Raw genomic sequence first — 17,547 nt, forward strand, 5'->3', positions numbered from 1 at the left:
GAAATGATAGTATTAGAGTTTAAGTTGAAGGGCAAAGCGGAGCAGTATCGAATCATCGACAACATGATTCGGACGGCTCAATTTGTGCGAAACAAAACTCTTAGACATTGGATAGATAATCAAGGGATTAAGCTAGTAGACCTGTACAAACAATGCGCCGTTATGGCAAAAGAGTTTGAATGGGCAGGCAAGCTTAATTCGACGGCACGTCAGGCTTCCGCCGAACGTGCCATTTTTGCTATCCAGCGTTTCTTTGCTAACTGCAAAGCTAAGAAGCCAGGAAAAAAAGGATACCCGCAGTTCAAGAAACATACTCGCTCTGTTGAGTACAAGCAGTCCGGTTGGTCGCTTTCTAGTGACAAAAGATGCCTAACATTTAAAGATTGATTTGCTGCTGGGAGATTCAAGTTAATCGGTAGTCGGGATTTGCATTTTTATGCGCCTGATGAGATTAAACGAATTAGGATTGTGCGCCGTGCCGATGGCTACCACGCCCAATTCTGTATCAACGTGGAGCGGAAAGAGGAACTTGTTCCGACTGGTAAGGTTATTGGAATAGACGTGGGATTGAACCACTTTTATACTGATAGCGACGGCGAAACAGTTCCTAATCCTCGCTACCTCCGAAAGAGTGAAAAAGCTTTGAAGAGATTGCAGAAGCGAGTTTCTCGGAAAAAGAAAGGTTCCAAGAACCGGAAAAAGGCGATCAACAAGTTAGGAAGAAAACACCGGAAAGTCAGCAGGCAGCGTAAAGACTTCGCCATAAAGACGGCGTTGTGCGCGGTAAAATCTAACGATTTTGTAGCCTACGAAGACCTTCAGGTTCGGAATATGGTTAAAAACCACAAGCTCGCTAAATCAATCAGCGATGCAGCCTGGTCACTAACTTGATCATTATTTGGAATATTTCGGGAAAGTGTACAGCAAAACAGTCATTGCTGTTCCACCACAGTACACCTCTCAGAACTGTTCAAATTGCGGCAATCTAGTCAAGAAAACCCTGTCAACTCGAACCCATATTTGTGGTTGCGGTACGATATTGGATCGCGACCACAATGCTGCGTTGAACATTTTGGCGAAAGGGTTAAAGCAGGCAAAATTTAATTTAAATACGGCGGGGCACGCCGGAATTCACGCTGGGGGACAGACCGATCTCTACTCGCTGGTGGTGACATCAACAAGCAAATCGACTGGATGATCCAAGAATCCCCGCGCCTTCAAGGCCGGGGAGTGTCAACCCATCATTCCTACATCTCTACTACCCTTCCAGTCTGGAGATGAAAGTGCGTTGAGTCAGCCGTTGTTTATCCCGCATGTGGGGAAGTTGAGAAGATGTTGCAGCAGCCAAAAGGTAAGATGAGCAAGGGTTCTAGGGGTTGAGGGGAGATTTTTGGAGAGAAAATTTGCCTGTAACTCGAAAAATTCCCAAATTGGGGTGGGAAAACGTCTAACTAATAAATAAGCGGTCAGATCAAACCGCTTAGAGTCTAGGCATTAGTTACATCTTTCTTAACAAAAAATGAGTACATCCCGCAAAATCCAGATCGCACTCGTGGCAAGTCTCCTGTGGTCATCTACATCAGTCAGCGGCTTTGCTGCTACCAACTCGATTACCTCTGAAAAGTTTCAGTCAGACACGGTAAAGCTTCCTGTGGAAAGTATTCCGTCTAGGCAGTTAAATTTAACACCAGATACTTATTTAATTGCTGGTCAGTTCAGGGATATGCTGAGTAAAGTACCTGGGGGATATGCCACGTTCAAATCATTTGACGAGATATGGAAGAATCCAGCAGACAGGAAGACAAGATTATTTGATTACTGCAACACTCAAAAAGTGTTATCAGTTAAGCTATGTTTTAGAATGCTAACAATTTGGGCAGACGATACAGGGGAATCTGCCAACCGTAAGGACTCCGAGGAGCTAGACAAGATATTTGATGAAGCCAGAAAAATGTAAAGGTAAAATAATCCATAATGCGTGAGAGTGAAATCTCTTTGACTTTGGGGACATTACCAACTTAGTGCTGCTCCATTTCAGTGTTCAAAAAATTGAAGAAAAAGCGATCTTGCCCACTCGACGAAGGGCGCGATCGCTTTTTTTCGGAGTGCGTAGGCAACGCCCGTTGTAGATATCGCTTTTTGTTTACGAGAGAGCCATTGATTGACGCGATCGCATTGATTTTCCTTGCTAACAATTAATCTTTTATAGCTTGTTTAGTTTGAGTAACTAAGACATAATCGGATTAACGTAAATTATTTTATTTCCCCTTATCTATAGCCAGTCTAAATTATGTCTGGATACTTTGCCACATCATTGGTGCAGTTCTGCCAATCTTCTGGGCTAGAGATGAATGTTCACTTTTTCTTAGAAGAAAAGCCAATTAGACAAGAGCAGAAATTGAACACTTTAAGTAAGTATGTTCAGAAATATCCCCAAGGATGGAAAAAAAGGTTAGAACTAGCTAATTTGCTTTACCAGATGGGAGACTGGCAACAAGCGGTTGTCGAATATCATCAAGTGATTGAGCGACAAGCGCAATTAATGGGTGTGCGGCTGCAACTAGGGAAACTATTGCAGCTAATGAAACGAGAAAAAGAGGCAATAGAAGTCTATGAAAAAGCCTTGTCGTGTTACGAAAACGAAGCGACTCAGCATCATATCAAGGGATTGATTGCAGTTTGTCGGGGTGAGAGTGACAAAGCAATTATTGCCTTTAATTTAGCAACTCATTTAGAACCTGAAAAAGTCGTTCACCGGCTCGCTTTGATACAGGTGTATCAGCAGATAGAAAATCATCTTGGCGTGATCAGTGCTGTGGAGCCAATTTTGGCAATCAACCCAGATGATGTTGTGGCGTTGATTTACAGCCAAGATGCGAATCTGGCGGTGGGGGATATGAGCGCCGCAACAGAGCTGTTGAGCGAGCTTATAGCTCTATTTCCGAATGATTTTAGGGTACTGCAACGACAAATTGAGCAACGTCTTCAGATGAGATTAGTTTCTGGTGAAGAGGGGAAACTGACGAAAAAGATGATTACCTCTTTACTGCTACAAACTCCTCATGGGGCTGAGGCTCACAATTCTCTGGGCTATTATCACATCTTCCGAGGCGATTGGCGGCAAGGTGTGGAGGTGTTAGCAGAGTTTACCGCCCAACACCCCAATCATCCTTATGGTTGGTATTACTATGGCAGGTGCTTATACGACACGGGAGACTATCAAAAAGCAGCACAGATGATGGCGAATGCTTATCAACTGTATCCCGATAATTGTGCAATTTATCAGGTCTTGTGTGAAATTTTACCGGCTGCCAAACGCTGGGAAGAATTGCGTTTTGTGGTAGAACAGATGCTGAAACGATTTCCTGAACGTTGGAGTGTTTGGGCGACTGCGGGGCGGGTGTTGGTGGAACACTTCAAAGAGATTGAACGAGGATGTAGTGTTTCTGAGCAGGGCACAAAACTTCAGCCGCAGTTAGTTGATGCTTGGTTTCGTCATGGGCGGGTGTTGGCTTTGGCTCTTAAACATCAAGAAGCGGTGGAGGCGTTGGAGAAAGGATGGAAGTTGTTACCAGCGGGAATTTCTCTGCAATTCGTACCGACGGCGCTGTGGCTGGCGGAGAGTTACCAGGTGCTGGGGGATGTTGGGGCTAGTCAGCGCTGGTGGAAAGTTGCCGGTGAGGGATGTCAGGAATTGAGAGCGTTTAACCCGGCTATGGCTGACTACTGGTTAGGGAGAGCCTTGGTGGGGTTGAAGGATCGGTTGGGGGCGATACAGGCTTATGAAAGTGCTTTGAGTCAGCAGTTGTTGTATCCAGCGCGTGGGGAGGTTGAGAAGAGTTTGCTGCGCTTGAAGGGTAAGAAGGGGAAGGGTTCTAGGGGTTGAGGGGGGATTTTTGGGGGAGAAAATTTCCTCGTAACTAGAAAAATGACTAAATTGGGATCGGGAAACGTCTAATAAATGAGGATGAACAGGAAAATTACCTTTAAATTCTGCCATCGATGCGCAGCAAGGGTTTCAAATTTCCAGTTGTCAACATACGCAGTAAACCTACGGAGCAAGAACTAATTATGTCTCGGATTATACAATGCAATACCGATGTATTAAGAATCAAGCCTAGCGAAGCTGTTAGCTGGTACGCTACTGCTCAAAGTGAGAAGTCGCATACAATCAAGCTGGAAGACGAGGATGGTCATGTATATATAGATACTGAAATCCAGAGTATAGATTTATCTAAGTCTGTGACTGGTTCTTTTATTACTCCTCCTAAATCCAATGGGAAGGTGCAAAAATATACCTTAACCTTTGGTAACTGTATTTCGTACATAACAGATAGCGCAAACCTTGATGATGATGAAGCAACCACTTTAGTATCAACATTCCAGTACGCATGCGAAGATTCTGCTACAGATCCAAATGATCCAAATTATGATTACAATGACCTATTCTTTGCGATAACTTTTTATACACGAAAAGGTTAAGAACTGAAAAGATCGATACCTGCGGCGGGTAAGGACAGTTTGATCGCACTTCTCTTATAGGGTGCGATCGCTCTCTTCGTAACGCACCTTCTCAATTGTCAGTGCAATGTCTACGATGCCGTAAGCTGGAGGGCGATCACAGAAGATGATGGGATTGAGTGAGATCGCAAAAGCGTAGCATCCCCCAGGTAAACCCAAGGGCGTAGCTGATAGGTTGGGCGGCGCGTGGGGAAGTCGAGAAAATTTTGCAGCAGCCCAAAAGCAATCTGGGAAAGGGTTAGAGGGGTTGAGTGTGGGTTTTGGGAGAGAAAATTTGCCTGTAACTCGAAAAATTCCCAAATTGCGGTGGGAAAACGTCTAAAAGATGTGGGAAGAAAAAACCACTAATCAACCTAAATTTCAACAAACGAGGTATTGTCGTATGAGCATTGTCAAAAAACTACCAGCAGTTTTAATGGCTGCTGTTGGCATCTCTTTTAGTTTCGCCAGTACAGCCTTAGCACAAAAAATTTTATTAGGAGAGAAGACTCTCGGTCTTCAAGAGGATGTCGATTTTAAGCCACAAAATAGGAGCAATATGACGATTTGCTTCCAGACAACTGATAACTTACCGGGTTCCCTAATATTGATTTATATGGCAAGTTCCAACTCAAGTGACATAAAAATGGAAAGATTAAAGGCTACCCCCACGGAACAATGTATATCCAGAAGCGTGTATATAATTCCGGCAAGAGTAAGCAATATAGGAAGGGATGATATACCTGGGTTTAGTCGATCTGTTCGTGTACGTGCGACGCAGGGATAAAGAATTACGTCAGGAAGCGCACATCTAAAGGCATAGGCTTGAAAAAGCAATGTATCATAGTATTTGCGATCGGGTCAGACCCGATCGCAAATACTATCCTAACTCGGTGTATCGCTAATGAACTTAAGAGACTGTTGGCGAATTCACATAGGGTTTCACCCCTCACCTCTAAAACCAGCACTCGCGGTGTTTCTCACATAGATGTAGTAGGTTGGGTAGAGCGTCAGCGAAACCCAACACATTATTTTAAAAGAGTTGGGTTTCGCTCGCGCTCTACCCAACCTACACTATCTACATTTTACCTATGAGGGGTATTACCCTTTTTTAATTCGCCAACAGTCTCTGAACTTAATTGAAGCTATTATTGCAGTTCCTGACCATCGACATCCAAGAGGTATTAAGTAGGTAGGCGCAAAGAAACCTCGCTAGGTAACGGAATGTAAATCTGCCAGAACCATTGCGATTGCTTCGTTTCACTTCGTTTCATGCAGCTATGACATACTTATGTATTTTCCCACTCATCTACTTAATTGCTAATTGCTGATGCCGATAAGATTGTTTTTCGGAGATGCCCAATGCCCCATGCCCCATGCCCCATGACTAATGACTATTGACTAATGACAGATTTTCTTCGGATTTTGTCAAAAAATTGCGAGCTTGCATAATCCCATAAAGGTTAACATCTGTTTCTAACAAACAAGCATGACCGCTGTTAGCCAGCAGCACCATTTCAGCTTTGGGAATTACCTTGACTAAAAGCTTCGCTTCTGCTAAAGAAGGCAGCAGCCGATCGGCACCGCTAGCAATTACTAACGTCGGCTGTTTGATACCGCGCAACTGATTTTCGTCAACATTAAACGATCGCACTAACGCCAATCTCCACACAGACGTGTTTTGCGGTACTGCTTGCATCGCTTCTAGCAAAGCGCGGCGATCGTCGCGCCCAATCTTTCCTAATGATGCTAATATCGGCAATAAACCGATTACCGACAGCGGATAAAGGTTGGCCGGCAGCCACTGAGTCAGATACGAGCCCCACTGCACCCAAGGCTGCTGTCGAAACGAAGAAGCTGGATTGACTAAAATTAATCGATCGCACAATTGAGGAGCTTCTAACACAACTTTCATCGCTAAACAGCCCCCAAATGACTCGCCGCACAGATAAACCGGCCGCTTCGGCTTTCCGGCTTGCTTTTCTGCTTCAATTAAGGCAATTGTTTCGCTAACAAGTACCTCCCAACTAGCCATGTCGTCAGCCGGTATAGTTAAGCAACGAATGTCGAAATGATTGGCTAATTTAGGAATTTGGGAGCGCAGCAGCAAACCGCCCCCGTCCATACCGGGCAGAAATACAAATAAAGGGCGATCGGGTTTCGGGGGTTTGGGGGTTAGGAAACGAACCTTGTTGTTAGCATTTGCCATGATTCAAGTCAATCGATTTTAGATTTTAGATTTTAGATTTTAGATTGGAAAGCTGACACCAGCCAATAGTTAACAGTCAACAGTCAACAGTCAACAAACTTACAAACAACCTCGTTGGAGTAATTCGGCAATTTCCCCCTGACAGTGGTTGGTGAGTTCAGCAACAACTGCTTTGGCTTTTTTGCCTTGATATTGCTGCTGTCTCTCGACAGTAATCCAATAAGGCCGGCCGATTAAAACATTAACTCGCTGATAAATTATCACAGGATGCCACCCTGATCGATCGAACAGCGGTTCCGAAGGATCGAACAAACTCAACAACTTCAGCGGTACACCCGATCGTATTGACTGTTCCTCAAAGGAACTAATCGCCACCGGCAAAACTGCCAAATCCCGCACCGGCGCCCGCAAAGCCAAATGAGCAAATCCCCGCTGAAACTTCCCCACAGTATTCGGGCCAGTCAGCTTCACCATCGGTTCTGCACCCTCTGGAAACACCCCCACCATCTCCCCGCCTTGCAGTAGCGCTGTTGCTTGAGAGAAAAAATGCTGCTGTCGGTGTTCCGGTGCTTCCAAGGGGAAAGCGCCGAAAGTCGTGACCACTTCCCTCATCACCGGAACTTGACCCATGTAATGATGACAAGCAAAGCGGATCGATCGACCCAAAGCCGCCGTCAGCAGCACAGGATCTAAGAAACTGCGGTGATTGCTCACCACCAGAACCGGACTCTCTTGGGGAATCCGGTCTTCGCGGTACATAAACATCTGCGTTCCCAAACCAGCCAGGAAACAGCGCGAAATCAGCAATTTGCTCTCTGAAGACATGGGCGAAAAGACAGGTGCGACGCTATAAAGGTTGATTCCATTTCCACGCAGCTTAACATTTCTTTACCAAGTCGGGGCTCCCTCAAAAAGTAGACTTTCCCCTTGTGCCTTTGTTTCGTAAGCTGTTGGACATTTAAACTGTGAACTAAAATTTGATAAAGTTCTTGTGGGGAGTAGGGGTTGGGCTTATAGCCCGCACAAAAAATACGATTTAGATTCAGAACAGCTTAGTCCTGGACGCAGGGGTTGCCAGAAACCGGGTTTTTTGCGAAAAGACGCGTTACAGCCCGCCAAAACAGTAAAAAACCCGGTTTCTTTGTCGGAGTGCGTAAGTCTTGTTTCGGCCAAATTTCCCAGTCAGAAACAAAAATTCATAAAGTGTTGTTGCAAACTTCTATAAAAATGTTTAAAACAGCCCTAAAACCAGGTTGCGGCAGCTAAACTTAGAAATTTACAGTGGCCATTGACACACTGTCAAAGTATTTTTGGACAAGTCGTAATAGCAATCTCGCGAGGCATCAAATGAATAACATCCAAAACTATCGCCTTAAATGTACGCTCACCTTTGGCGACATTTACGGTCAAATCATTGTTTGGCTGATAGTCATCTTCCTAAGTCTAGCGTCGGCACTCGCCTTGTGGAGTAGCGCCCGCCAAATCTTCGCCTTGGCTACCGTCGGCTTGATTTTAGTGCTGTCTCTGCCCTTCTTGCTGTTTGCTTTCGTTACAACTCTGCTAAATAACATTGAAGTGCTTGCTGTAGAACCCGGTACGGAAACTCAACCTTCTGCAACGGGAAATCAGTCCAATCAGCAGCCTGTCGAAAGCGCCGGCTAGTCCAATGTGAAATTTTAACTTTTGATTTCCCATTCAAATCAAAAGTTAAAAAACTTCCTGCTCTTTTGGTGGGAAGTTTTTTTTTGCGTCACCATAAGTTGAGCAGAACACTCAAAATAATTCAAAAAGATGCTAGAACACGACGTAATCATTGTAGGCGGCGGTTTAGCAGGTTGCCGCGCCGCAGTAGAAATTGCCCGGACTGACCCCAGTTTAAAGGTAGCTGTCGTCGCTAAAACTCACCCGATTCGATCGCACTCCGTCGCAGCCCAAGGTGGGATGGCCTCCAGCCTCCAAAATGTCGATCCCGAAGACAGTTGGAAAGCCCACGCCTTCGACACGGTAAAAGGTTCAGACTATTTAGCCGACCAAGACGCGGTAGAAATCCTCACCCGCGAAGCCCCCGGTGTAGTCATAGATTTAGAACACATGGGAGTCCTCTTCTCCCGCCTCCCAGACGGCAGAATTGCCCAGCGCGCTTTCGGCGGACATTCCCACCGCCGCACCTGCTACGCCGCCGACAAAACTGGTCACGCCATCCTCCACGAATTAGTCAACAATCTGCGCCGCTGCGGAGTTCACATCTATCAGGAGTGGTATGTTACGCGCCTGATTTTGGAAGAAGGCCAAGCCAAGGGCGTAGTTATGTACAGCCTGCTAGACGGTCAAATTGAGGTCGTGCGCGCTAAGGCGGTGATGTTTGCTACGGGGGGTTACGGTCGAGTTTACAATACCACGTCGAACGATTACGCCTCGACTGGAGACGGTTTGGCGATGACTGCTATGGCGGGATTGCCGCTGGAAGATATGGAATTCGTGCAGTTTCACCCGACTGGTTTGTATCCGGTGGGAGTGTTGATTTCCGAGGCTGTGCGGGGCGAAGGCGCTTATTTGATTAATTCAGAGGGCGATCGATTTATGGCCAATTATGCCCCGTCGCGGATGGAATTAGCGCCCAGAGACATCACCTCGCGGTCAATTTCCATAGAAATTCGCGCCGGCCGAGGGATTAATGTTGATGGTAGTGCCGGCGGCCCCTTTATCTACCTCGATTTGCGGCACATGGGGCGCGAAAAAATTATGAGCAAAATTCCTTTTGCTTGGGAAGAAGCCCACCGTTTGTTAGGAATTGATGCCGTAAATCAGCCGATGCCCGTGCGCCCTACGGTTCACTATTCAATGGGGGGAATTCCTACTAATGTTAGCGGGCAAGTTCGCAGCAGTCCTGACAGTTTAGTAGACGGTTTCTTTGCCGCCGGCGAAGCAGCTTGCGTCTCGGTTCACGGCGCCAACCGTTTGGGCAGCAACTCGCTTTTAGAATGCGTCGTTTATGGCAAAGTTACTGGCGCAACCATAGCACAATTTGTACAAAATCGCAAGTTGCCTGCTGTAGACGAACAGCGTTATATTACGGAAGCAAAAGAGCAAATTCAGGCACTTGTAGAGCGTCCCGGAAAATACCGAATCAATCAAGTGCGGCAGCAGTATCAAGATACTATGACTGAGTATTGTGGTGTATTTCGTAGCGCCGAATTGATGCAGGAAGGTTTAAAGAAATTGGCGGATTTAGAGCGACAATATGAGGAAGTTTACTTAGACGATAAAGGCAATTTGTGGAATACGGAAATTGTGGAAGCTTTGGAGTTGCGGAGTTTGATAATTGTCGGGAAAATGATTTTAACTTCTGCTTTGAATCGGCAGGAAAGTCGGGGAGCTCATTCGCGGGAAGATTTTACTGAGCGCGATGACGGCAATTTTTTGAAGCATACAATGGCGTATTATTCGCCGGCGGGGATTGATTTGGCTTATATGCCAGTGGCGATTACGATGTTTGAGCCACAGGAGAGGAAGTATTAATTTGTACGGGTGGGCGATGCCCACCTTACTAATTTTAAACAGCAAAAAAAGAGGATAAAGAAAACAATGCGCGAACTTCCCGAAAAGGAATTTAAGAACGAAGAAGCCAAATCAACTTTAACAAGCGAGCAGCTAGCGGCTTTGATCGTTGATGCACTCATTGATGCAGGCATTATCGATAAACAAAGGGTTCCCGAAGCCATCGAAATCGCTGCTGAAGAAATCGAGGTTCGTAAAGCTCTATGTGACTACTGAGTAAGCTCGCCTTGTAGATTGCTTTAGGATGCACGGGTGAGAAGCGATTGTAGAAGATGCAAATGTGGTATTAATTTGTAGGGCGGGCCGTTCACACCTAATGTGTTCCTTTTGAAAGTCGTCTCAGGATTTCTCCACATCACAACTAAAAAATGCTAGCTTAGGATAAGTCTTGCTAAAACAAATACAAAATATCGTGATTATAAGTAGAAAAAAAATATGAGTAAAACGACACAGACATCTCAATTCCAGCAAGCTCTTGAAGCTGTAGAAGTTTTATCATTAGAAGATCAAGCCATGCTTCTAGATATTCTTCAGAATCGTCTGCGACAACAGCGACGAAATGAATTACTCAAGGAAGTTGCAGAAGTTCGTCAAGAGTATGCTGAGGGCAATGTTAAATTTGGTTCGGTAGCCGATTTTATGGCGGAGTTAGATGATTGATGAAAATTGGTTGGACTCCCAAATCTATTCGTACTTTCAAAAAGTTAGTTCGTAAAAATCCTCAGCTTCGCCTTTTAATTGAAGCTACGCTTGAACTTTTGTCTGAAGACTGCTTTAACCCCAGCTTGCGAACTCACAAACTGACAGGAGATTTATCGGGTATCTGGTCGTGTTCAATAGATTATGATTATCGGATTTTATTTGAGTTTGTGACCGATCCAGAAGATGAGGAGGAAGCTATTTTATTGCTCAAAATGGGTTCTCATGATGAAGTCTATTAAGACCGATCGCCCTTTTCGCCAATTCTCTCTCACTATCTCACTCTCCAGTATTCTCCGTTACTTCCTCCACGGATAAACTTAACGCCTGCGCCACTTGTTCGGCACTCAATCCCATTCCCAACAAGCGGGGAATTGCATCCCTTCTTGCCTGAAATTCAGCTTGTCGTGCTTGTTCTGCACTCTCGGCCCTTTCCCGCTGTTGTTCCCCTCGCAATCTCTCTAATTCTGCTCTTTCATCGCCAATCAACAGCAAATTACCTTCCTCGTCCCACCACCGCAGCCACAGCATACTTTGATTTTGATAAATGCCTTGCCAAAGTCCCAATGCTATCCCTAAAGATGCAATGGGAAAATGACCGCGTTGATTGAGTTCTAACAGTTGATAATACCCCTCCATCAACCGATAAACTTCTAATCGACCGCTGTTAATTTCATAGATGGCGTAATAGGGAATTCGCATCACCTGTTCGCACACCCAAAACTTTCCCGGTTTAGTGACTACCCCTTCATCGGTGCGAGATAAAGGAGTACGTGAAGCGAAGCTATCCCGAAGGGAATCGCGCTCTTCATCCCCGTTCCCGCTAGCAAATTCCAAAGCAATTAATGGTGCTATGTGTTCTCGCCACAGCACGTAGGAACGGCGAATTTGACCAAGAATTTCTTGATGGTACAAGCCCCCGGATTTATCCGTGGAATCAATCCAAAATCTAAAATCTAAAATCCTCAAGCCCCCGAATTTATCCGTGGGGTCAATCCAAAATCTAAAATCTAAAATCTAAAATCGAATGACCGTCTAAATTAGGAGGTACATTGGGAACATAAAACCAATCAGGAGCTTCTGCACCTTTTTCCGGCGGCTCGGTTTCGCGCCAGTAAATGCCGCAGTCTTGACCGATCGCATATTGTCCGTCAGGATGCCGTGCCTGCATAATTGGCCAGATCGAATCTGTTAAAATTAAACTTTGCGGATGCTCCTGAAAATTTTTAACAAAAATACCGTCGGAGTCTGGTAATTGAGTGTGGTCTGGAAAAGCAGGAGGTAGAACAACGCGGTCAACGCTTTGGGTCATAATTCCCTCCGAGGTCTTACCTAATTGGTAATTAGTAATTGGTAATCGGTAACAGGACGCTCCGCGCGAGGACTGAGAAACCCGGTTTATTTATGTATCTGTCGTTGTTCAACCAAGATTTATCTTAGAAACCGGATTTCTTTTCGTAAGTCCTGCGTAATTAGGAATAAAGCGAGTAGTTTTGAGTTTAAATTATTAAGTTTTTAACTTAATAATTTTTCACTGACAACTCAAAACTCTTTTACTTCAAACTTTCCTTAAGGTTTCGGTAGCGCGCCTTCAGGAGTAGGAGAAGCAGCCGGTTGGGGAGTCGTCGTAGCCGCAGGAGAAGGCGAAGGAGTGCCACTAGCTAACTGATTAATTTGGTCTTTATAGTTAGGAGGAGCTAACTCAGTAGCTCGATCGAACAGCGTTTTTGCCTCATCTGTTTTGCCCTGTTCCTGAAACACGATCGCCTTTCCTAAAGTGGGGCGAAAATCTTTTGGATTAGCCTTAGCAGATTCGTCGTAAATGGCGATCGCCTCCTCGTAGCGCTTCTGCACAGCATAAACCTGCCCCAAAATCAACTGCACTGAAGTTACATCCACACTTTCCGGTTTCGCCAGATTTGCAGCCGGAGCAGCCTTCAGCGTATCTTGCAGCAGTCCGATCGCAGCTTCCGGCCGCTGCTGCACCAGCAGCAAATTCACCAACCCCTGCAAAGCCTTAATTTCCCCAGGCCTAGACGCTAAAATTGACCTGTAAGCCTGAGCAGCCCCTTCGCGATCGCCCGTGCGTTCCTTAGCCTGAGCCAGCAAAATCCCGTATTCAGTAGTCTCTGGATTCAGCGAAGCCAACTTTTCCAAAGGAGCGATCGCATCCTTAATGTCGCCCACTCCTTGTCCAATCAACTCCAGTCGCACCTGCAACAATCCCCGCAAAGCCGTTACGTTGTCAGGTTCCCGCTGCAAAACCAATTCGTATCCCCTCGCCTGAGCTTGCAGCAACTCTGATTGCTTCTCCCCAGACTGCGCCGTCTGAGTAGGCGTTGGAGTTGACTGACTTTGCGCTTGGCTGGCCTGGAGAATACTGTTTAAAATTGGCACAAGGGAAAATCCCAAAAAAGCGATGAGCGACAGCACCACCACCACAGTAATCAACCCACGACGCTTGTTTGCTTTTTCCATAATTCAACTATCCCAGCTTAAAATCTACTATTTTCTAAGAATTAAGGCATTGCCGGGGGGCATCTGCCATTTAGCTCGATCGGTGCAACCGTAAATGTTTTTAACTTCAAAGTCCCAACGGACAAAGCAGCCTTTTACTTGCAGCTAATATGGTAACAGACCCACAACTCCATGCTAGCTAAACAATTTTGGACACTGGGACCCGCAGCCCCAAGGACTGCGGTGTCTGTCCAATTTAGTCTGGTCAAGCTAAAAATTACCAAAAATATGGCGGATCAGGCCGTTAGGTAATTGGATTAAGTAAAATAGGCAAGCTGAATATCCTAAATGCTATTAGCCAGCAACTCCAAACTCAGCGCGATCGCAGGATCGATCGGTCAGCAACTCCCAAAGTCCTTGCTCGCAAGGATTTTAGCAGCCAGCGAACCGATCGGCACACGTAGCGTTGAAAGTTGGCGTTGACGGGTCACAACCAGACCTCCGGGCGCAAGCCCGCCTGTCAGGTGCTAGTAGTTTTTAAAGCAGTTTCTTCAGTTTATTCCTAATTTCCCTTAAGGGATGTGTCTCCGCTGCAAGGAGTTTTTATGAACCCCTCTCCCAACCGGTCTTCCAAATCGTCCAAATCTACTTCAACTCGCAAGGCTCAGCCGAGCGAACTGGCCGTCAATCCGCCTAAAGATACAGATTCCATTCCTGAGACACCAGACGAAAGTTCGGTGCCTTCGGCGTTGGCTGCGCCTGTTGACCAAAATCAACCGGCAACGCCAACAGACGCCCCAGCGTCCAAGGATAGGCTGCAACGACCACGCTACAGTTCTGCCCCCGACAAGGACAAAACAAAGCCACAAGACCAGCCCAGCAATGCTCCTGCCCCCCCGGCGTCTGCAGCGTCTTCGACACCTGTCAGCGATACTCCAGCCCCAGCAGTCGCACCGCCGGCAAACGCCGAGCCTGCCACTAACGAAAGTCAGGCCGCTGAGGACATACCCTCCGTCATGCGCCAACATCCCATTCCCCCCCCCAGCGAACCCAGACAGTACCGAGCTGTTGGTTTGGTGCGGGGCCGCTACACGCCATCAGAAGAGCAATTCACCCGGGGTATGCTGATAGCTGCCGACGGAACTGCCATCGACGCAGTTTTGCTGGGTAGAGTCATGAGTTTAGTCAAAAATCACCTGGAGCTGGAACAAGAACACCTGTGGGTGGTCTATCCCCGCACCAGGCAAGAAGACGGCAAATTGCACGCCCAGATTATGGGGGTTTGGGAGCCGGAAACGCTCAAGAAATCTCCCGAACCGTCCTCTGATGAGGAAGAAAATCAGGAAGCAGCGGAGATTGAGGCTAGCGGCGAAGCATCGACCGCATCTTTGCCTTCCTCGGAACCTGATGTTGAAGATGGCTATTTTTCGATTAGAGGTGAGGTGATTTATCAATCCCAAGACGAAGAAAAGTATGTCATCGTCAAAATCAAGCAAGCTCCCCGCAAGAATGACGACAAGATGAAGTTTTTTAAGTTGAAACTCAAGGGAGATTTAGCAACAAAAGCGATCGGGTTTTTTTGGGATTTCCACGTCAAATTGAAAGCTGAGAGTCTGATGATTGAGCAGGCTAATAATATTGGTGCCCTGCCGATTAAAAAGCGGAAATTCCCCCCCGGCAGCAAGCCGCCCGGTGGCTTCAAAGGAGGAGGGAAGCGTCCGTTTACTCCTAAGCCGAAGGGTGACGGTGCTCCTGTAGGGCGTCCTACCATCAAGTCCGCAGCAGCACCACCGCCTGTCCCCAAGGAACCTCTTCCTAAGCCGGTTAAGAAGCCTAAGCCGATCGAGGAATGAACCAATTTTAGATTTTAGATTTTAGATTTTAGATTAGTGTGTCCAAGACTAATTTACAACCGCTAAATCGCCAATCTAAAATCCTTTATTCCAGCCTCACTTGTGCGCCCCACAAATCTTGGGGGAGAAATACTCTGTCGGTGGGTAGGGGAGCAACTGGGGCCGTGAGGGTAAATTGACCCGCTTCAATTTGCTGCTTCAATTCCAATGCTACTTGCCGGGAGAGAAACATACTCGCAAGGGGGGCGGCCCGCACAGGTTTGCCCTCTATCAGGATGCGGCCAGTCTTTAATTGAGCATAGCTAACTAAACCGAAGGTGGGACGAACGCGCCGGGGGATAGAGAAATCTACCACCGGCGCTACTATTTTTTTGTCTGATACTGCACAGTGGGCGACGACGGTTTCGTTTAAGACGGGAAAGGGGATGCCGACTCCCAGCATCAGGGATGGGCCGTAGTTTTTGAAGTAGCAGCCCCGCACCCATTTGGAGTTCATCTGTTTGGCGTCGCCGATTAGTGCGAGGGTGGCAGCGGGGCCGATGGGGGTGCGGTTGGGCTGGCGTTTTTGCAGCGGGAAGTGCTGGGTTCCTTCCCAGGTGATGTAGCCGGTGGCGCCTCCTAGGAAGATGCGGGTGCCGATGCCGATAATTTCGAGGTCGGGGTCGTTGAGCAGGGGAGACATGGCTCCTAGGCTCGAATAGACGGCGTTGCCGAGGTTTGGTTGCAGGGGGCCGAGGTAGGTGAACAGTGGGCGATCGCCCCCGTTGACGCCAACAATAAAGTTTTGATATGCGTTGCGGGGATTGAATAAATAAAACTGGTTGATTGTATCGCGGGTAATTGTGGTTTCAAAGGAGGCGCGGGGGTAGCAGTCTGTTACTTGTCCCAAGGCTCGCAACTGTACTGGTTTGCCGGCTATTAAGTCTTCGATGACGTGTCCGCCTCCCCGTTCGCGGGATTCTTCGCCGTCTTCGGCTACTTGGGTGGCTCCCAGGTACAGGTCTACTGCCCCGAAGCCGGAGTACGCTAAAACGCCGTCTAGCCAGCACTGGCGGATTTTTATGGGCGGGTCGGTATGGCCGAGGTTGATGATTGCACCGGAGGATTCCATCGGCTCGAAGGTGCCGGTGGTAATCACATCGACTTCTTTGGCTGCTTGGGTAATGCTGGTTTCTTGAACTCTAGTTTTGAGTTCTTCGATTGTCCAGACTGTGGCTTTGCCTTGGCTGATTTTATCGTTGATTTCGTCGATCGATCGCATATATTTTAGATTTTAGATTTTGGATTTTAGATTTTGAATTGATTGATTTTGGAGTAATTTGGATTTGGGATTGATGGAATGTCGATCGAGCTGGTTGTTTGAGATAAAATCAATATATTATAACTGAGATGTTGCACCATTCTCAACAAGCCTTTTATGAACAGGCAAGATGCCTGTTCCACAATAAAATTCACTTTTCGTGGAACAGGCATCTTGCCTGTTCTTGATAATGATGCAAGATGTAAATTATAACGGATACAATAACAATATCATAAATCAAATAAAGGGCGATCGCCATGACTCAAGCGATATTAAAACCAGTCACCTTCGATGAATTTATTGACTGGTATCCTGAAAATTCTGAAAACCGTTACGAACTGCACAATGGAGCTATTGTTGAGATGCCTAAAGCAACCGGAGAACATTCAGAAGTAGCGGGCTTCCTTGTCGCTGAACTCAACTTTGAAATCCGACGACTAGGACTTCCTTACTTCGTTCCCAAAGAATGCGTTGTCGCCACCAATTATGATACAAGTTTCACAAAAAAATAATGTCACTGCAGGCAAGCTCCAAACCCATATCCAGTAACTCATGGCTAATCTAAAATCTAAAATCTAAAATCTAAAATGGTATGAGCTATCTGGTTACGAACCGGATGCGATCGTTTTGGACAGGCAAGGGACTGACAGCGAACCGAGATGGAAAAAGGAATCTATCATTACGATGGGTAGTTCTGTCCGGCTAATTGTCGAAGTTGTCAGTACCAATTGGCGGGATGATTATGGCTACAAATTGGTGGATTACGAAGCTTTGGGCATTTCTGAATACTGGATTGCGGACTATTTGGGACTTGGCGGGCGACGCTATATTGGCAATCCTAAACAACCTACTTTTTCTGTTTAGGAATGAGAATTAAATAACTTCCACAAAATTGTGGGATGGGCGTCCCGCCCGTCCTTTTTGGACGGGCGGGACGCCCATCCCACAATAACAATTAAAATTGTAAGTTA

General features: G+C 46.5%; 17 protein-coding genes and 4 pseudogenes. 14 read left to right on the forward strand and 7 right to left on the reverse strand.

Annotated elements, in window-relative coordinates; all coding sequences use genetic code 11:
* The first annotated feature begins 3 nt into the window (after window positions 1-3).
* The 4 genes and pseudogenes from QT984_RS29885 (at window position 4) to QT984_RS26240 (ending at window position 4,482) form a co-directional block, all read left to right on the forward strand.
* Window positions 4-1,198: pseudogene (locus QT984_RS29885) on the forward strand (RNA-guided endonuclease InsQ/TnpB family protein).
* Window positions 1,199-1,519: 321 nt separating this feature from the next.
* Window positions 1,520-1,957, forward strand: a complete 438-nt coding sequence (locus tag QT984_RS26230) for a hypothetical protein (RefSeq protein WP_333056266.1) — start codon at window positions 1,520-1,522, stop codon at window positions 1,955-1,957.
* Between the two features lie 333 nt (window positions 1,958-2,290).
* On the forward strand, window positions 2,291-3,886 hold the full coding sequence (locus QT984_RS26235) for a tetratricopeptide repeat protein (protein WP_333056265.1): 1,596 nt from the start codon (window positions 2,291-2,293) through the stop codon (window positions 3,884-3,886).
* 185 nt (window positions 3,887-4,071) lie between these two features.
* Window positions 4,072-4,482: a hypothetical protein gene (locus QT984_RS26240; RefSeq protein WP_333056264.1), complete on the forward strand. Its 411-nt coding sequence runs from the start codon at window positions 4,072-4,074 to the stop codon at window positions 4,480-4,482.
* A 54-nt stretch (window positions 4,483-4,536) separates the two neighbouring features.
* Here QT984_RS26240 and QT984_RS26245 read toward each other — a convergent pair whose 3' ends face one another.
* The gene (locus QT984_RS26245; RefSeq protein WP_333056263.1) at window positions 4,537-4,821 is read right to left on the reverse strand and encodes a hypothetical protein; all 285 of its coding nucleotides are present in this window, start codon (window positions 4,819-4,821) and stop codon (window positions 4,537-4,539) included.
* 82 nt (window positions 4,822-4,903) lie between these two features.
* Here QT984_RS26245 and QT984_RS26250 point away from each other — a divergent pair, with 82 nt between their 5' ends.
* Window positions 4,904-5,287, forward strand: coding sequence for a hypothetical protein (locus QT984_RS26250; RefSeq protein WP_333056262.1), 384 nt, complete (start codon window positions 4,904-4,906; stop codon window positions 5,285-5,287).
* 600 nt (window positions 5,288-5,887) lie between these two features.
* Here the strand turns inward: QT984_RS26250 and QT984_RS26255 are convergent.
* Together QT984_RS26255 and QT984_RS26260 are read right to left on the reverse strand one after the other, a co-directional pair.
* Window positions 5,888-6,709, reverse strand: coding sequence for an alpha/beta hydrolase (locus QT984_RS26255; protein WP_333056261.1), 822 nt, complete (start codon window positions 6,707-6,709; stop codon window positions 5,888-5,890).
* Between the two features lie 99 nt (window positions 6,710-6,808).
* Window positions 6,809-7,534, reverse strand: a complete 726-nt coding sequence (locus tag QT984_RS26260; protein WP_333056260.1) for a lysophospholipid acyltransferase family protein — start codon at window positions 7,532-7,534, stop codon at window positions 6,809-6,811.
* Between the two features lie 522 nt (window positions 7,535-8,056).
* On the opposite strand from QT984_RS26260, the gene QT984_RS26265 reads away from it, so the two are divergent.
* The 5 genes from QT984_RS26265 (at window position 8,057) to QT984_RS26285 (ending at window position 11,208) form a co-directional block, all read left to right on the forward strand.
* On the forward strand, window positions 8,057-8,371 hold the full coding sequence (locus QT984_RS26265; protein WP_333056259.1) for a hypothetical protein: 315 nt from the start codon (window positions 8,057-8,059) through the stop codon (window positions 8,369-8,371).
* 129 nt (window positions 8,372-8,500) lie between these two features.
* Window positions 8,501-10,228: a succinate dehydrogenase/fumarate reductase flavoprotein subunit gene (locus QT984_RS26270; protein WP_333375250.1), complete on the forward strand. Its 1,728-nt coding sequence runs from the start codon at window positions 8,501-8,503 to the stop codon at window positions 10,226-10,228.
* Window positions 10,229-10,237: 9 nt separating this feature from the next.
* On the forward strand, window positions 10,238-10,483 hold the full coding sequence (locus QT984_RS26275; protein WP_333210409.1) for a hypothetical protein: 246 nt from the start codon (window positions 10,238-10,240) through the stop codon (window positions 10,481-10,483).
* Between the two features lie 219 nt (window positions 10,484-10,702).
* On the forward strand, window positions 10,703-10,927 hold the full coding sequence (locus tag QT984_RS26280) for a hypothetical protein (RefSeq protein WP_096831014.1): 225 nt from the start codon (window positions 10,703-10,705) through the stop codon (window positions 10,925-10,927).
* On the forward strand, window positions 10,927-11,208 hold the full coding sequence (locus QT984_RS26285) for a type II toxin-antitoxin system RelE/ParE family toxin (RefSeq protein WP_172191064.1): 282 nt from the start codon (window positions 10,927-10,929) through the stop codon (window positions 11,206-11,208). The genes QT984_RS26280 and QT984_RS26285 overlap by 1 nt, the downstream gene beginning before the upstream one ends.
* Before the next feature lie 37 nt (window positions 11,209-11,245).
* Here the strand turns inward: QT984_RS26285 and QT984_RS26290 are convergent.
* The 3 genes and pseudogenes from QT984_RS26290 to QT984_RS26300 form a co-directional block, all read right to left on the reverse strand.
* Window positions 11,246-11,860, reverse strand: a pseudogene (locus QT984_RS26290) (Uma2 family endonuclease); the annotation flags it as partial.
* Between the two features lie 139 nt (window positions 11,861-11,999).
* Window positions 12,000-12,278, reverse strand: a pseudogene (locus tag QT984_RS26295) (Uma2 family endonuclease); the annotation flags it as partial.
* Window positions 12,279-12,535: 257 nt separating this feature from the next.
* On the reverse strand, window positions 12,536-13,444 hold the full coding sequence (locus QT984_RS26300) for a tetratricopeptide repeat protein (protein WP_333375254.1): 909 nt from the start codon (window positions 13,442-13,444) through the stop codon (window positions 12,536-12,538).
* Window positions 13,445-13,771: 327 nt separating this feature from the next.
* On the opposite strand from QT984_RS26300, the gene QT984_RS26305 reads away from it, so the two are divergent.
* Both QT984_RS26305 and QT984_RS26310 read left to right on the forward strand, forming a co-directional pair.
* Window positions 13,772-13,906 carry a hypothetical protein gene (locus QT984_RS26305; protein WP_333056252.1) on the forward strand — a complete coding sequence of 45 codons (135 nt, stop codon included), beginning with the start codon at window positions 13,772-13,774 and terminating at the stop codon, window positions 13,904-13,906.
* 122 nt (window positions 13,907-14,028) lie between these two features.
* Window positions 14,029-15,276: a hypothetical protein gene (locus QT984_RS26310; protein WP_333056250.1), complete on the forward strand. Its 1,248-nt coding sequence runs from the start codon at window positions 14,029-14,031 to the stop codon at window positions 15,274-15,276.
* Between the two features lie 85 nt (window positions 15,277-15,361).
* Here the strand turns inward: QT984_RS26310 and QT984_RS26315 are convergent, their stop codons facing one another.
* Window positions 15,362-16,537, reverse strand: a complete 1,176-nt coding sequence (locus tag QT984_RS26315; protein WP_333242003.1) for a homocysteine biosynthesis protein — start codon at window positions 16,535-16,537, stop codon at window positions 15,362-15,364.
* A 296-nt stretch (window positions 16,538-16,833) separates the two neighbouring features.
* Between QT984_RS26315 and QT984_RS26320 the strand changes: the two genes are divergently transcribed.
* Entirely contained in the window at window positions 16,834-17,088 is a 255-nt protein-coding gene (locus QT984_RS26320; RefSeq protein ID WP_445243069.1) for a Uma2 family endonuclease, read from the forward strand.
* An 88-nt stretch (window positions 17,089-17,176) separates the two neighbouring features.
* Window positions 17,177-17,440 (forward strand): annotated as a pseudogene (locus QT984_RS26325) (Uma2 family endonuclease); the annotation flags it as partial.
* Window positions 17,441-17,547 lie beyond the last annotated feature (107 nt).

The organism is Microcoleus sp. Z1_B2, from assembly GCF_036700325.1.
GTDB lineage: Bacteria > Cyanobacteriota > Cyanobacteriia > Cyanobacteriales > Microcoleaceae > Microcoleus.

Excerpts from the sequence above, each read along its gene's own strand:
- QT984_RS26230 (WP_333056266.1), top strand. The coding sequence starts at position 1,520 with ATGAGTACATCCCGCAAAATCCAGATCGCACTCGTGGCAAGTCTCCTG.
- QT984_RS26235 (WP_333056265.1), top strand. The coding sequence starts at position 2,291 with ATGTCTGGATACTTTGCCACATCATTGGTGCAGTTCTGCCAATCTTCT.
- QT984_RS26240 (WP_333056264.1), top strand. The coding sequence starts at position 4,072 with ATGTCTCGGATTATACAATGCAATACCGATGTATTAAGAATCAAGCCT.
- QT984_RS26250 (WP_333056262.1), top strand. The coding sequence starts at position 4,904 with ATGAGCATTGTCAAAAAACTACCAGCAGTTTTAATGGCTGCTGTTGGC.
- QT984_RS26255 (WP_333056261.1), bottom strand. The coding sequence starts at position 6,709 with ATGGCAAATGCTAACAACAAGGTTCGTTTCCTAACCCCCAAACCCCCG.
- QT984_RS26260 (WP_333056260.1), bottom strand. The coding sequence starts at position 7,534 with ATGTCTTCAGAGAGCAAATTGCTGATTTCGCGCTGTTTCCTGGCTGGT.
- QT984_RS26265 (WP_333056259.1), top strand. The coding sequence starts at position 8,057 with ATGAATAACATCCAAAACTATCGCCTTAAATGTACGCTCACCTTTGGC.
- QT984_RS26270 (WP_333375250.1), top strand. The coding sequence starts at position 8,501 with ATGCTAGAACACGACGTAATCATTGTAGGCGGCGGTTTAGCAGGTTGC.
- QT984_RS26280 (WP_096831014.1), top strand. The coding sequence starts at position 10,703 with ATGAGTAAAACGACACAGACATCTCAATTCCAGCAAGCTCTTGAAGCT.
- QT984_RS26285 (WP_172191064.1), top strand. The coding sequence starts at position 10,927 with ATGAAAATTGGTTGGACTCCCAAATCTATTCGTACTTTCAAAAAGTTA.
- QT984_RS26300 (WP_333375254.1), bottom strand. The coding sequence starts at position 13,444 with ATGGAAAAAGCAAACAAGCGTCGTGGGTTGATTACTGTGGTGGTGGTG.
- QT984_RS26305 (WP_333056252.1), top strand. The coding sequence starts at position 13,772 with ATGCTATTAGCCAGCAACTCCAAACTCAGCGCGATCGCAGGATCGATC.
- QT984_RS26310 (WP_333056250.1), top strand. The coding sequence starts at position 14,029 with ATGAACCCCTCTCCCAACCGGTCTTCCAAATCGTCCAAATCTACTTCA.
- QT984_RS26315 (WP_333242003.1), bottom strand. The coding sequence starts at position 16,537 with ATGCGATCGATCGACGAAATCAACGATAAAATCAGCCAAGGCAAAGCC.
- QT984_RS26320 (WP_445243069.1), top strand. The coding sequence starts at position 16,834 with ATGACTCAAGCGATATTAAAACCAGTCACCTTCGATGAATTTATTGAC.